The organism is Bacillus sp. MYb56 (assembly GCF_002976445.1).
Lineage (GTDB): Bacteria > Bacillota > Bacilli > Bacillales > Bacillaceae_G > Bacillus_A > Bacillus_A mycoides.
Genome location: NZ_PCOH01000034.1, coordinates 1 through 15,074 on the forward strand (window position 1 = coordinate 1; position 15,074 = coordinate 15,074).

Below are 15,074 nucleotides of genomic sequence, written 5' to 3' on the forward strand. Positions count from 1 at the left end.
TCAAACTCTCCAATAAAGTTAGTTTGTCTAGCATCTAAAAATAAAAATTGACGTTCACGTTGTTTGTTTCGTTCAGTTTTCAAAGAACTACTTAGTCGCTCATTTGCGACTTCCTTATGTTAACATCTTCATTTTTCGATGTCAACTAAGTTTTTCATTTTTTTTGTCGTTTTCTGCGTTTCTGCATCAGCGACGGTTATTAATATATCATGTAGAAAAATGAAATGCAATAGTTTTTCTAATAAAATTTTTAACTTAGTAAAAAAGCATAAAAACAGCAACTTTCTTCTATATAAGTATAGTTTTTTAATCTGGCATCCACTTAACGAGCAATAATCTCGCTTTCCTTTTAATAGAAGGTTTCCCTCCCCTCAAATAAAGAAATAAAAAAAGCTTTGGAGAAATCTCCAAAGCTTAGTCTTGTTTATGGCGCATAGCTGGGAATAATAGTATGTCACGAATAGATGGTGCGTTTGTTAATAACATAACAAGACGATCAATACCGATTCCTAACCCACCCGTAGGAGGCATACCGTACTCAAGAGCTTCGATATAATCATCATCCATCATGTGAGCTTCGTCATTACCTTGCTCGCGCTCTTTTAGTTGAGCTTCAAAACGTTCTTTTTGATCGATTGGATCATTTAACTCAGTGAATGCATTTGCATGTTCACGTGCAACGATAAATAACTCGAAACGATCTGTGAATCGTGGATCTTCGTCATTCTTTTTCGCAAGTGGCGAAATTTCTACCGGATGACCGTAAATAAATGTTGGTTGGATTAATTTATCTTCTACTTTTTGTTCGAAGAACTCATTAATAATATGACCAACTTCCATTGTATTCTTAATTTCCACATTATGTTCTTTTGCAAGTTCACGTGCTTCTTCTACACTCATTGGATTCCAGAAATCTGCTCCAGAGTGTTGCTTAATTGCATCTACCATATGAAGACGTGTCCATTCTGGCTCTAGATTAATTTCATAATCACCATATTGGATTGTTGTTGTACCCAATACTTTTTTCGCGATATGAGCAACCATATTTTCTGTTAGTTTCATAATATCATTATAATCAGCGTACGCTTCATATAATTCAATCATCGTAAACTCAGGGTTATGACGAGTTGATACACCCTCATTACGGAATACACGGCCGATCTCATAAACCTTTTCTAATCCACCCACAATAAGACGTTTTAAATGAAGTTCAATTGCGATACGCATATATAATTCCATATCTAACGCATTATGGTGTGTAGTGAAAGGACGAGCAGACGCTCCACCTGCAATCGCGTGCATCATAGGCGTTTCCACTTCAAGATAACCGTTGTCATCTAAATATCTTCTCATTTCACGAATGATTTTACTACGGGTAACGAACGTTTCACGGCTTTCCATACTTGTAATTAAGTCCAAGTAACGTTGACGATAGCGTTGTTCAACATCTTTTAATCCATGGTATTTATCCGGTAATGGACGAAGGGATTTCGTTAAAAGTGTAAATCCTATTGCTTTTACTGAAAGTTCTCCAACGTTTGTTTTGAACACTTTACCTTCAATACCTACTAAGTCACCTAAATCTGCTGTCGTAAATAACTCGTACTCTTCATCTCCAACAGTATCTTTACGAACATAAATTTGAACTTGCCCCTGTAAATCTTGAATATGGGCAAATCCCGCTTTTCCTTTACCGCGTTTTGTCATAATACGACCAGCGATCGAAACAGTGATTTCTTTCTCTTCTAATTCCTCTTTAGAGAATTCTCCATATAGACTTACTAAGTCAGTTGTTGAATTTGTGCGTTCAAATCGTTTACCGAACGGATCGATTCCTTGCTCACGTAAATTATGTAGCTTTTCACGACGAACAAGCAATTGGTCGTTTAATTCTTCGTGGTTCATGTTATCCATGATATTAATATCACTCCAGCTCTATTAATTTTTACAATATATACAGTATAGCATTTTCTACTCAACTAGAAAAACTGCCAGCAACTAACTGGCAGTTCTTCTTTCTTTCACGTAATTATAGGAAGTGTATAGAAGAATGTCAATCTCCTATGCCCCCTTATTAACCAACATAAATTGTTTGTTGTTTCGCTTCTACTTCTTCTACAAATGCACCTAATACATTCGCAAGGTCTTCACGTGTGTCGCAAGTATTGATACCATTACGCACACTCGCATTACCACGAACACCTTTTAAATACCAAGCTGCATGCTTTCTCATCTCTCTTACGGCAACATTTTCGTTCTTTAAATCGATAAGACGATCTAGATGCAACATACATACATCAATTTTCTCACGCACTGTTGGTTCCGGCATTAACTCACCTGTCTCTAAATACTTTACCGTACGATAAATCATCCACGGATCTCCAAGAGCAGCGCGACCAATCATAACACCATCTACACCAATTTCATCAAGCATACGCTTTGCATCTTGTGGTGTTTCGACATCACCATTTCCGATAACCGGAATATTTACAGCCTGCTTTACTTGTTTAATAATATTCCAATCCGCTTTACCTTCATACATTTGCACTCGTGTACGCCCATGAACCGCTATCGCTTGTCCACCAGCACGCTCAACAGCTCTAGCATTTTCTATTGCGAAAATATGTTCTTCATCCCAACCAATACGCATTTTAACTGTAACTGGCTTTTCAACAGCATCTACAACCGCCGCTACCATCTCATATATTTTATTTGGGTCTAAAAGCCACTTTGCTCCTGCATCACACTTAGTGATTTTTGGTACCGGGCACCCCATATTAATATCAATAATGTCTGCTGTCGTATATTTATCTACGTATTTCGCAGCATCCACAAGAGTTTCTTTCTCTCCACCAAAAATTTGTAAACTTAATGGCTTTTCTCTCTCATCGATATATAGCATATCTAATGTTCTTTTGTTATTAAGTAATATTGCCTTATCACTTACCATTTCAGCACAAACTAAACCTGCACCAAATTCTTTTACCGTCAAACGGAATGCAGAGTTACACACTCCCGCCATCGGTGCTAGTACAACTGGATTTTTCATCTCAATATTTGCAATCTTTAACACCCGACTTACTCCTTCCTTTACGGTCACTTTGGCATCAATTCGTCTATTGAAACGTTTAATGTTTTAGCGACTTCTACTACAAAATCTTGGGAAGGTGATCTATTGCCCCTCTCAACTTCACCTAAAACCGATACAGATACCCCTAATTCTTTCGCAAAACCTTCTTGCGTATAGCCTTTTAGCTTTCGAAAAGCACGAATGCGTCTTCCCCATTTTTCTGCTTCCATACCGTTACTCCCTCTCGCCTTTTCATTTCTTCTACTTGTGAACGTGAAATGTCTTGTTTTATATCTTGATTGATTTCTAACAACGGAACGATAACAAAAGCTCTTTCGAACATCCGCGGATGCGGAACAATAAGATTCTCTGCTTCAATATTTTCTTGATTATATAGTAAAATGTCAAGGTCGATGGTCCTCGGGCCCCATCTGATTTCCCTTTTTCTTCCTAGGTCATTCTCTACCCTTTGTGTTACTTTCAATAATTCTTGCGGTGATAAATTGGTAGAAATTTTTATAACTAAATTTAAAAAGCAATTTTGGTCAGTATAGCCAACCGGATCAGTTTCATATACAGACGAAACATCATCAACTTGGATATGCTGGTTTTTATTTAAAAACTGAATTGCTTCAGTTAAATAAGTATAACGCTCCCCAATATTGGAACCTAATGCAATGTACGCTATATTATTCATGGACGCTCTCTCGTAATTTCTACCGCTACAGCACGATAATGTCCTGGTATCGGCGGATCCGGTTTAATTACCTTAATTGTACACCGTGAAATACTCTCATATTGTTTCAATATATCTGTAGCGATATTTTCAGCGATACTCTCTACAAGCTTATACGTTCTATCTTCAACCACTTTTCTACATAGTTCGAAAAGCTCCCCGTAATTGACAGAATGCTCTAAGTCGTCACTTTCTCCTGCGCGTTTTAAATCCAACTCCACCGTTAAATCTACTTTAAATCTCTGACCTAATTTATTCTCTTCTGGGAATACACCATGATAACCGTAAAACTCCATATCATGGATATAAATTTTATCCAATTACTTTACCCCCTTACCAATCATCGCGTCCATCATCTTAGCCATACGCGCCATTTCTTTCACATCATGAACACGGATAAACTCACAGCCCTTTTCAACACCAAGACAAACGGTAGCTCCTGTTCCTTCAAGACGTTCCTCCACTGGCAAATCTAACACATGGCCAATAAAGGACTTTCTTGAAGTACCTAAGAGAACTGGGTAACCCAGTACATTTAACTGTTCTAAATTGCGCATCGCTTCTAAATTTTGCTCAGGTGTTTTCGCAAAACCGATACCTGGGTCTAAAATAATATTCTCATCTCGCACACCAGCATCTTTAGCAATTTTAATACTTTCATACAAATCAGCAATCATATCGGCCATTAAATTGCGGTAATTCATATTATCTCGGTTATGCATTAAGATAATGGGCACATCATAATAGGCTGCAACTTCAGCAATCCTCGGTTCCGCCTTCGCTCCCCAAATATCATTAATAATATGAGCACCAGCTTCAATCGCTTGTTTCGCAACCTCAGCTTTATACGTATCAATAGAAATAGGTAGCTTTACTTCTTTTGACACTGCCTGAATCATTGGAACAACTCGCTTTATTTCCTCTTCTACTGAAACTTTAGCGAAACCCGGACGGGTAGATTCGCCGCCAATATCAATAATATGGGCACCTTCACTTTTCATTTCTTTCGCATGTCGCACCGCAGCATCTACTTCGTTGTAACTCCCGCCATCAGAAAATGAATCTGGCGTTACATTTAAAATCCCCATAATTAATGTCTTTTCATTTAAGTTCAATGTATATTCGCCGCAGCGCAAATCATAATCCCACTTCAAACTACACATCTCCTCTTCGCAATTCATTTCTGCTCCACAATTTCTCTCTCTGCACTCCATAAAGATCCATAAGTCTTTTTGTAACCACTCCCACTTTACCCGGGAAATCTTTCTCCTCTATACGATAAAGGGGGACAATCTCTTGAATAGAGTTCGTTACGAACACTTCATCCGCTGAAAGCAATTCATCTTTTGTAAAGAAACCTTCCTTTACTTCTATATCTAGCTCTTCAGCAGCCTTTATAATAAACGCACGAGTGATTCCGTTTAAAATCCCTGTTTCTAATGAAGGAGTATATAAAATATCTCCTTTAACAAAAAAGAGATTCGAAACAATACCCTCTGCAACATAACCTGTTTCGGTAAGAAAAATACCTTCCTTATTCACAACATTTCCAATTTCGCGTTTCCCTAAAATATTATTTAAATAATGATGGGACTTCAAGCGAAATGCACCCTCTGGTGTATTTCTCACTTGCTTTAAAATAACTCCTTCTTTTTCCACTACATTCCCTGGAGCTGCTAAAGGTTTTATAAAAACAATAACAGACGGTTCTTCATATACTTCCGTTTGTAATCCTATTTCATCTATACCCGCCGATACATTTAAGCGCACATATGCATGCTTTAACCCATTCTTAACAAGTAGATTCTTTAAAATAAGCATCACTTCATCTTTTGTCATTGTCCATTTGATTTGCAATATATCGAGCGCATCCATTAAGCGTTCATAATGATCATCCAATAAAAAGAGATGACCATTATAAATACGAAATGTCTCAAAAACCCCAAGTCCATATAGGTAACCGTGGTCATAAGGAGAAATTTTCGCTTCACTCGCTTCTACATACGCGCCATTTACGTAAATTAACACGATGTCACACTTGGGCTATATTTGCGAATGAAATTCTGTAGCAATTCTTTCCCGTGAGAAGTCATAATAGATTCCGGATGGAATTGTACCCCTTCAATCGGCAACGTTTTATGACGAAGCGCCATAATTTCACCTTCTTCAGTCCAAGATGTTATCTCTAAACAATTCGGTAACGTCTCTTTTTTAACGATAAGAGAGTGATAACGTGTCGCGGTAAATGGATTTGGGATATCAGAAAAAATCGTCTGCCCATCATGATGCATTAAAGATGTTTTTCCATGCATCAAACGCTCTGCCCTGACAACATCCCCTCCAAATACTTGTGCAATTGATTGATGTCCAAGACAGACCCCAAAAATCGGAAGCTTACCTGCAAAATATTTAATAACATCCATACTGATTCCCGCCTCATTAGGACTACATGGACCTGGCGAAATCATTAAAAAATCCGGTTTCATATTCTCAATATCCGAAATAGTAACTTCATCATTACGCCTAACAACAAGCTCTTGTCCAAGTTCTCCAAGAAACTGCACTAAATTAAATGTAAAAGAATCATAATTATCAATCATTAATATCATTTCTCTCACCTAACCGTTTCTTCGCTACTTTCTTTTGCACGCCATAAAGCGATTGCTTTTTTTAACGACTCTTTATATTCATTTTTTGGATTTGAATCAATTACAATACCCGCTCCAGCTTGCACATGCGCTTGTCCATCTTTAGCAAGTAGTGTTCGGATTACAATATTCAATTCCGTATCTCCAGAATAACCAATCCAACCAATTGACCCTGTATAAATTCCTCGGCGAACAGGTTCTAATTCTTCAATAATTTCCATCGTACGTATTTTCGGGGCACCGGTAATTGTCCCACCAGGAAATACAGCCTTCACCAAATCGAAAGCATCTTTATCTGCTTCCACCTCACCACGCACATTAGAAACAATATGCATAACGTGTGAGTATTTTTCAATCACCATAAATTCATCTACTTCAACAGTGCCATATTTACAAACCCGGCCCAAGTCATTTCGTTCTAAATCCACAAGCATTACATGCTCTGCTCTTTCCTTTTCATTTTCAATTAATTCTTTCGCTAATTCTTCATCCTCTTGCTCACTTGCTCCTCGAGAGCGCGTACCAGCAATCGGTCTTGTACTCACTTCTTTTCCTTGCTTTTTAATTAGCAATTCAGGCGAAGCACTAACAATTTGAAAATCTCCAAACTCCAAGTAACCCATATATGGAGATGGATTAATTTCACGAAGACTTGTATATATTTCTAGTGGATGTGTTTGTAATGTTCTTTCTTGTCTTGTCGACAAGTTTACTTGAAACACATCACCCGCTCCAATATATTCTTGAATACGTTCAACGGCCTTCATAAAGCCCTCTTCCGTAAAAGCGACTGCTTCATTTTTCTTTTCAGGAGATTCAAACGGCATAGTCACTTCGGGGGCTCCTTTCATCCAAAGACCCTTCCATTCATTTAATCGTTCTTCTGCCTCTTCACACTCATCTACATAATGCGTAATAATCCATAATACTCTCTCCTGTTGATCATACACAAACACGTCATCAAATAACAAAAAGAATATGTCAGGTATATTAATATCATCCTTCGCAAGAGAAGAAAGTTTTTCAATATAACGGATACAATCATAACTAAAGTATCCAATTGCCCCACCCTGAAAAGGTGGGTACTCCGGATTATAATCCGTTTTCCATTTCTCCATATACGCTTGCATTAAATCTAACGGATTCCCTCGCTTTATTGTTTCCTTACCACTTTCACTTATATGTAACGTCTCATTCTTACCCTGAATTACCGCTACTGGATCCAGCCCAACAATATTATAACGACCACCACGTCCACTTTCTAACAAAATATGTTGCGGCTTATCCTGAGAAAGAAATTTATATTGCTTAAAGAAATCTAACTGATATGGAATAGAAAGCGCTAAAGATTTTCTTCGTTGCATATCAACACCCCGTCTTCTGTTATCCCACCCTCTTAAGCCAATCAAATCAAACTACATAAAATTATTTATATAGAGAATGATTATACTTGAGGGCTAGTGAAAATAAATTAATTATACTACTTCTTATTTTACATGAAGTTTTCTAGTCATTCACTCTTTTCCTTTTTCCAATCAAAAAAGAAAAAGCATCCTTTTTTAAGGATGCTTTTCAAATCACATTCACTTATGACTCAAATTGATAAAGTGGTGTACTTAAATAACGTTCACCGTTACTTGGGATAATAACAAGTACCTTTTTCCCTTTACCTAATTTCTTCGCAACTTCTGTCGCTGCATAAACGACTGCTCCCGAAGAGATACCAACTAAAATACCTTCTTCTTTAGCCACTCTTCTCGCATATTCGAACGCTCGCTCCGTTTTCACTTGAATAATTTCATCATATACCTCTACATCCAATGTCTCCGGAACAAACCCCGCTCCAATTCCTTGAATCTTATGTGGTCCTGGCTTTCCACCAGATAATACTGGTGAATCCGCAGGTTCTACCGCGTAAATTTTGATATCTTTATAAGCCTCTTTCAGCACTTCACCGGCACCTGTAATTGTTCCACCTGTACCAATACCTGCGATAAACGCATCTAATTGATCCCCCATCTGTTCAACAATTTCTGGACCTGTTGTTATACGATGGATTTCTGGATTCGCTTGATTTTGGAACTGTTGTGGTATAAAGTACCCATGTTCTTCTGCTAATTCAGTTGCCTTTCGAATTGCTCCGCCCATTCCTTCAGGTCCTGGAGTCAATACTAATTCAGCACCGTAAGCGCGTAATAAATTACGACGCTCAATACTCATTGTTTCTGGCATTACTAAAATTGCCTTATATCCTTTAGCAGCTGCTACCATCGCTAAGCCAATACCTGTGTTACCACTTGTCGGCTCAATGATTGTATCGCCCTCTTTTAATAATCCTTTATTTTCAGCATCTTCAATCATAGCTAACGCGATACGATCTTTAACACTGCTCCCCGGATTCATAAATTCTAATTTTAAGTATACATCTGCGCTGTCTGATTCTACGATGCGGTTCAACTTAACGATCGGCGTTTTCCCGATTAATTCTGAAACTGATTGTGCCACTCGCATTCCTGTCACTCCTAACACCGAGTATTTTTATTGGTTTTATCTATATTTAGATTTTGTCAGAAAATTCCCTGTTTGTCAATCTATTTGGGCGGCTGATTCTCCACCTAAACTTCTTTATTACAGCTTCTCAATTAGACTTGTAATATCTTCTTTAGCGAATTTATGTCGTTCATTACAGAAGTGACAGTGAACTTCCGTCTCTTCTTCTTCTGCACGAATTTGTTCTAACTCCGCTTTACCTAAACTAATTAGTACACTTTCAATACGCTCACGTGAACATGTACAATTAAATTGAACATCCATTGTTTCTAGCACTTTCACTTTATCTTCTCCAAGCACTTCATACAGTAATTCTTCTGGAGAAAGACCTTGTTCGATTAATTGTGATACTGGCGGGATTTGTTGAAGACGCTCTTCAATAAATGAAATTGTTTCTTCCTGCGCACCTGGCATAATTTGAAGAATGAATCCACCCGCCGCTAATACGCTATCATCTCCATTTACAAGAACACCAACACCTACAGAAGAAGGTGTCTGCTCAGAAACCGCGAAATAATATGTGAAATCTTCCCCTAGTTCTCCTGAAACAATGGGAGATTGACCAATAAACGGTTCACGCATACCGATATCTTTAATTACCGTTACAAATCCTTCTGTACCTACCGCTTGATATACACGTAATTTTCCTTGTTCCGTTCCTTCAAAATCAACATGCGGATTCGTTACATAACCACGTACATCCCCATTTGCATGAGCATCGACTAAAATAGGACCAATCGGGCCGTTACCCTCTACTTTAATCGTTAACTTCTGCTCGCCTTTTAACATAGCACCCATCATTGTACCCGCAGTTAAGGAACGACCAAGTGCCGCTGAAGCTGTTCTCCATGTATCATGACGCTTTTGCGCCTCACTTACTGTATTTGTTGTACGTACACTATAAGCACGAACCTCTCCATTAAACGCTAACGCTTTTACTAAATAATCTTTCATACTTATTTATTCACCCTTCTCATGTTGTAAATTTGCATTACGCTCATATAACATATACAAACCTTTTAACGTTAAAAACGGATCTACAATATCAATTACATTTGATTCTTCTGAAATTAATTTTGCTAATCCACCTGTTGCAATAACTTTCGGTTCTTGCTTAGCTTCTTCCTTCATACGCTTAACAATACCTTCCACTTGTCCAACGTATCCATAAAGAATACCTGATTGCATTGCACTTACTGTATTCTTCCCGATAACACTACCCGGTTTTGTAATTTCAATACGAGGAAGCTTTGCTGCCCTGCTATATAAAGCCTCTGCCGAAATCATAATTCCTGGCGTAATGACGCCACCCATATAATGCTTCTCTTCGTTAATATAACAATATGTAGTAGCCGTACCAAAATCAACAATAATAAGCGGACTTCCATATAAGTGGATTCCTGCTACTGCATTTACAATTCGGTCCGCGCCTACTTCACGTGGATTTTCATATTTAATATTCAAGCCAGTTTTTATCCCAGGCCCCACTACAAGCGGTTTAATTTTAAAATACTTTTCACACATACGCTCTAAAGCGAACATAATTGGCGGTACGACTGAAGACACAATAATACCTTTCACATCTTCAAAAGAAAGACCTTCATGCTCAAGTAACTGCTTTACAAGCATCCCATACTCATCTTCTGTTTTATGACGATCTGTTTCCATGCGCCAATGCTGACGAAGTTCTCCCTCTTCAAACACACCTAGTACCGCATTTGTGTTCCCTACATCCAATACAAAAATCATATTCTCACCACTTATCTTATTTAATCTATATTTGCGCAGTATGTATAAAACTTATAAAAACATCATATCACACATACTTATATAATCATTTTTTCTATACTCATCATTGTACAAAAAGATTACTCTCTATTTCAATTTTTAATAATAGTTTCATTCAATTTTTTTTGCCACTTAAATTCATTCCACAAAAAAAAGGAGTGACTATTGTCACTCCTTTTTTCTTACTTATCTTCTGTATCTTCATCGTCTTTCTTCATATTGATGTTTACTTTCACATCATCTGAAGATGTTGGACGCTCAGGTAATCTGCCATAATCATATAAATGATTAATTTGCTCTGCATCTAATGTTTCTACTTCAAGTAACGTTTTCGCGATAATATCAAGCTTATCTCGTTTTTCAGTAAGAATTTGTTTCGCGCGAGCATAACAGTCTTTAATAATTATTTGCATTTCCACATCAATTTCATGCGCGATTGCATCACTGTAGTTTTGTTCTGAATGGAAGTCTCTTCCTAAGAATACCTGACCACCTTGTGAGCTACCAAATTGCATCGGTCCAAGCTTATCACTCATCCCGAATTCTGTAACCATACGTCTTGCAATACCAGTCGCACGTTGGAAGTCGTTGTGAGCACCTGTACTTGCTTCACCAAATACAATCTCCTCAGCTACTCGGCCACCAAGTAAACCAGTGATTTTATCAAGTAACTCTGGTTTTGTCATGAAGTAACGATCTTCCTTCGGAAGCATTACCGCATATCCACCAGCTTGACCACGAGGGACAATTGTTACTTTATGAACGATATCTGCTTCATCAAGGACAACACCAATTACAGTATGGCCAGCCTCATGGAATGCAACGATATTACGTTCTTTTTCAGAGATAACGCGACTTTTCTTAGCTGGACCTGCAATAACACGATCCGTCGCTTCATCGATGTCACTCATATCAATTTTCTTCTTATCTTGACGCGCAGCTACTAAAGCAGCTTCGTTTAATAAGTTTTCAAGATCGGCACCAGAGAATCCTGGTGTACGAGTTGCAATTGCTCTTAAGTTGACATTCTCATCAAGCGGTTTATTACGAGCGTGTACCTTAAGTACAGCTTCACGACCATTTACATCTGGACGATCTACTGTAATTTGACGGTCAAAACGACCTGGACGTAATAACGCTGGATCAAGAATATCAGGACGGTTTGTCGCAGCGATGATAATAATACCTTCATTTGCACCGAATCCATCCATTTCAACAAGCAATTGGTTCAACGTTTGTTCACGCTCATCATGACCACCGCCAAGACCCGCGCCACGTTGACGTCCTACTGCATCAATTTCATCAATGAAAATGATACAAGGAGCATTTTTCTTTGCATTTTCAAATAAATCACGTACACGGGATGCACCGACACCGACGAACATCTCTACGAAGTCAGAACCACTAATAGAGAAGAACGGAACGCCTGCTTCACCTGCAACAGCACGTGCTAGTAAAGTTTTACCTGTACCTGGAGGTCCCACTAATAGAACACCCTTCGGAATACGGGCACCAACTTCAGCGAACTTACGAGGGTCTTTCAAGAATTCAACTACCTCAACAAGTTCTTGTTTCTCTTCATCCGCTCCAGCAACATCTCTGAAACGAATTTTTTTCTTTTCATCATTGTATAGCTTCGCCTTACTTTTCCCGAAGTTCATAACACGGCTACCGCCGCCCTGAGCTTGGTTTAATAAGAAGAAGAATAAAATGAAGATAATGACAAACGGAATGATAGAAGTAAAGAACGTTACCCAAGCACTTGTTTCTTCTGCTGGTTGATACTTAACTTCAGCCCCTTGCGCTTTATCATTAATTTTCTTTTGTAATTCCTCAGTATTTGGTGCATAAGTAACAAATTGTTCTCCTTGGCTAGAAGTCTTGAATTGTCCCTTTACCTCAAACACACCATTTTTCGGTTGAAGCTGCACATTACGCACTTCACCTTTTTCAAGTTGAGTAATGAATTTATCGTAGCTAACTGATGTCGTTTTTTGCGTCGAACCATTAAAATAGCTCACGATTCCAATTACTACTAAGAATATCAGTAAATAAAAGATGGTATTACGGAAGATACGATTCATTCCTAACCTCCTCTCACGGCATAAACACTATAGTAAATCGTAACATAAAAAAAATTTCCTATACAATTGTAACGCCTATATTTAATTAATTTGAGTAAACACTTGGTTTTAATACTCCTACATAAGGAAGATTACGGTACTGCTCTTTATAATCTAATCCATATCCTACAACAAATTCATGAGGAACAGTAAATCCAACATAATCTGCTTTCAGATCAACCTTACGGCCTGTTGGCTTATCTAATAAAGTAACAATTTTTACAGATTTCGCTTTACGATATTTAAACAGATCCACTAAATAGCTTAGTGTAAGACCGCTATCAATAATATCTTCAACGATTAAAATATCGCGACCTTCTACCGAAGTATCAAGATCTTTTAAGATTTTTACTTCGCCTGTCGAAACTGTAGAGTGACCGTAGCTAGATACAGCCATAAAATCCATTTCAAGATATGTATCTGTTCTCTTTAATAAATCTGCCATAAATGGCATTGCACCCTTTAGTACACCAATCGCAAGAGGTACTGTATTTTTGTAATCCTCTGCAATAACTGCACCTAGTTCGTGCACCTTTTCTTGTATTTGTTCTTCAGAAATTAATACTTTTTCGATATCTTGATTCATCATTTCATTATCCTCCCGGAAGACTCCTTGCTTTTGTAGTGAATAATCATGTATTTACCCTTCTTTGCTAGCTCTTTCGAAGTAGCAAACGCAGATCGTTTCAACAAGGGTACCCAAATAATATTTCCACTTGCGTCACAAACGATCGGCCATTCTTCTCTTTTTTCTTTTGGTACTTTTGCTTCGATAAAAACAGCTTTTATCTTTTTTGTACCATCCATACCTTGCATTGACATGCGATCTCCATTTTCCCTAGACCGAATACGAAGTGGATACGATATATCATTATACTTAGCAACAAATACTGTTTCATTCATGTTACTCGGTATATCTTCGCTCACCTCTGTTACAAGTTTATCCCCATTCGGCAATATAATTGTCCCAGGTACTGATAAATCTTGCGAAAAAGGAGAAACAATTTCTTGTTTAAATCCAAAACCACATTCTTCGTATGTGCGAACAATTTTCAAACCACCTGGAAAATCTAGTGAACCTGAAGGTTGTGCCCGCTTAAAAAATTCAATCACCTTGTCAATATGTATAGAAGAAAGCGAAGATGGAATCTTATATTCATAAAGATAGTTTAATATTAGTTGAATCCCTCTTCTTTGTAAAGGCATAGACATGGATTCAAAGGCAGGAATTGATAAGCTAATTTGTTTATCGCTTTTTTTTGTAATTACTTTATTCATTTTCTCAAAAGCTAATTCCTGCAAATAAGCCTCATCCTCTTGCATCTGCACGCTAAATTTTTGAAATTTCTCATGCATTTGTGGATTTTCTTCTTTCAAATAAGGAAGGACATATTTACGTAATCGATTCCTTGTATATACTTCTTTTTTATTACTCGGATCTATACGCGGAATAACTTTTAATTTATTACAGTAATCAACAATTTCTTCCTTAGTTACCCCAAGTAACGGCCTAATTAAATATCCATTATGAAAAGATCGCTTCACTGCAATTCCTGCGTATCCTTTCGGAGTACTCCCTCGTACAAGGCGCATTAAAATTGTCTCTACTTGATCATCTCCATGGTGACCAAGAGCTACATATCTCGCATCATATTTCTTCATTATTCTTTCCAAAAATGCATATCTGCATTCTCTAGCTGCAACTTGTGCATTCATTCCATATTGCTGTTGATATTGCGACACATTAATCCTTAGCGTTTCACAAATAACTCCTAGCTCTTTGCAAAGACCCTGTACAAACTGTAAATCCTCATAAGATTCATTACCTCTAAACATATGGTCCACATGTGCTACTACAATTTCTAGCTGTTTTTCTGCCCTTTTTTCTAACAAATAATATAAAAGAGCCAAAGAGTCAGGACCACCAGAAACCCCTACAACAATTGTTGAATGTTTCTTTAATACATCATGCTTCTTTACAAAGTCATCTACTTTTTCAACAAATGCATCTTTCAACTTCGCAATCACCTTTCATTAAACAAGAACAACAACATTAGTTACCTTGTATATAATGGTACAACTTTTACAAACATTGTGCAAAAAAAAGATGTACAAAATCCATATTTTTATCTTACATCCCTCCTGTATATTTAATAAAG

15 protein-coding genes are annotated in these 15,074 nt (G+C 37.6%); all 15 read right to left on the reverse strand.

What is annotated here, in order from left to right; genetic code table 11:
* Positions 1-414: 414 nt before the first annotated feature.
* The 15 genes from lysS to tilS all read right to left on the reverse strand — a co-directional run bounded on the left by lysS (position 415) and on the right by tilS (position 14,931).
* Positions 415-1,914: a lysine--tRNA ligase gene (lysS, locus tag CQ058_RS26400; RefSeq protein ID WP_105590061.1), complete on the reverse strand. Its 1,500-nt coding sequence runs from the start codon at positions 1,912-1,914 to the stop codon at positions 415-417.
* Positions 1,915-2,074: 160 nt separating this feature from the next.
* A complete protein-coding gene (gene dusB, locus CQ058_RS26405; RefSeq protein ID WP_002009708.1) occupies positions 2,075-3,073 on the reverse strand; it encodes a tRNA dihydrouridine synthase DusB in 999 nt (332 codons plus the stop codon).
* A 23-nt stretch (positions 3,074-3,096) separates the two neighbouring features.
* Positions 3,097-3,300 carry a helix-turn-helix domain-containing protein gene (locus CQ058_RS26410; RefSeq protein WP_002009706.1) on the reverse strand — a complete coding sequence of 68 codons (204 nt, stop codon included), beginning with the start codon at positions 3,298-3,300 and terminating at the stop codon, positions 3,097-3,099.
* Positions 3,252-3,767: a 2-amino-4-hydroxy-6-hydroxymethyldihydropteridine diphosphokinase gene (gene folK / locus CQ058_RS26415; protein ID WP_002138868.1), complete on the reverse strand. Its 516-nt coding sequence runs from the start codon at positions 3,765-3,767 to the stop codon at positions 3,252-3,254. The genes CQ058_RS26410 and folK overlap by 49 nt, the downstream gene beginning before the upstream one ends.
* Entirely contained in the window at positions 3,764-4,126 is a 363-nt protein-coding gene (gene folB, locus CQ058_RS26420) for a dihydroneopterin aldolase (RefSeq protein WP_000358063.1), read from the reverse strand. Before folB ends, folK begins: the two co-directional genes overlap by 4 nt.
* Positions 4,127-4,987: a dihydropteroate synthase gene (gene folP / locus CQ058_RS26425; protein WP_002191388.1), complete on the reverse strand. Its 861-nt coding sequence runs from the start codon at positions 4,985-4,987 to the stop codon at positions 4,127-4,129.
* The gene (pabC, locus tag CQ058_RS26430; protein ID WP_002091560.1) at positions 4,962-5,834 is read right to left on the reverse strand and encodes an aminodeoxychorismate lyase; all 873 of its coding nucleotides are present in this window, start codon (positions 5,832-5,834) and stop codon (positions 4,962-4,964) included. Before pabC ends, folP begins: the two co-directional genes overlap by 26 nt.
* Positions 5,828-6,415, reverse strand: a complete 588-nt coding sequence (gene pabA, locus CQ058_RS26435) for an aminodeoxychorismate/anthranilate synthase component II (RefSeq protein WP_002029312.1) — start codon at positions 6,413-6,415, stop codon at positions 5,828-5,830. Before pabA ends, pabC begins: the two co-directional genes overlap by 7 nt.
* A 5-nt stretch (positions 6,416-6,420) precedes the next feature.
* Entirely contained in the window at positions 6,421-7,818 is a 1,398-nt protein-coding gene (trpE, locus tag CQ058_RS26440) for an anthranilate synthase component I (protein WP_002009697.1), read from the reverse strand.
* Between the two features lie 223 nt (positions 7,819-8,041).
* Complete coding sequence (cysK, locus tag CQ058_RS26445; protein ID WP_002191387.1) at positions 8,042-8,965, reverse strand: cysteine synthase A; 924 nt, start codon at positions 8,963-8,965, stop codon at positions 8,042-8,044.
* A 117-nt stretch (positions 8,966-9,082) separates the two neighbouring features.
* The gene (gene hslO, locus CQ058_RS26450) at positions 9,083-9,958 is read right to left on the reverse strand and encodes a redox-regulated molecular chaperone HslO (protein WP_002009693.1); all 876 of its coding nucleotides are present in this window, start codon (positions 9,956-9,958) and stop codon (positions 9,083-9,085) included.
* A gap of 6 nt (positions 9,959-9,964) precedes the next feature.
* The gene (locus tag CQ058_RS26455; RefSeq protein ID WP_002009692.1) at positions 9,965-10,753 is read right to left on the reverse strand and encodes a type III pantothenate kinase; all 789 of its coding nucleotides are present in this window, start codon (positions 10,751-10,753) and stop codon (positions 9,965-9,967) included.
* Positions 10,754-10,974: 221 nt separating this feature from the next.
* A complete protein-coding gene (gene ftsH, locus CQ058_RS26460; protein ID WP_002091565.1) occupies positions 10,975-12,876 on the reverse strand; it encodes an ATP-dependent zinc metalloprotease FtsH in 1,902 nt (633 codons plus the stop codon).
* Between the two features lie 85 nt (positions 12,877-12,961).
* The gene (gene hpt / locus CQ058_RS26465) at positions 12,962-13,504 is read right to left on the reverse strand and encodes a hypoxanthine phosphoribosyltransferase (RefSeq protein WP_002124550.1); all 543 of its coding nucleotides are present in this window, start codon (positions 13,502-13,504) and stop codon (positions 12,962-12,964) included.
* Positions 13,501-14,931 carry a tRNA lysidine(34) synthetase TilS gene (gene tilS, locus CQ058_RS26470; RefSeq protein ID WP_002191385.1) on the reverse strand — a complete coding sequence of 477 codons (1,431 nt, stop codon included), beginning with the start codon at positions 14,929-14,931 and terminating at the stop codon, positions 13,501-13,503. The genes hpt and tilS overlap by 4 nt, the downstream gene beginning before the upstream one ends.
* Positions 14,932-15,074 lie beyond the last annotated feature (143 nt).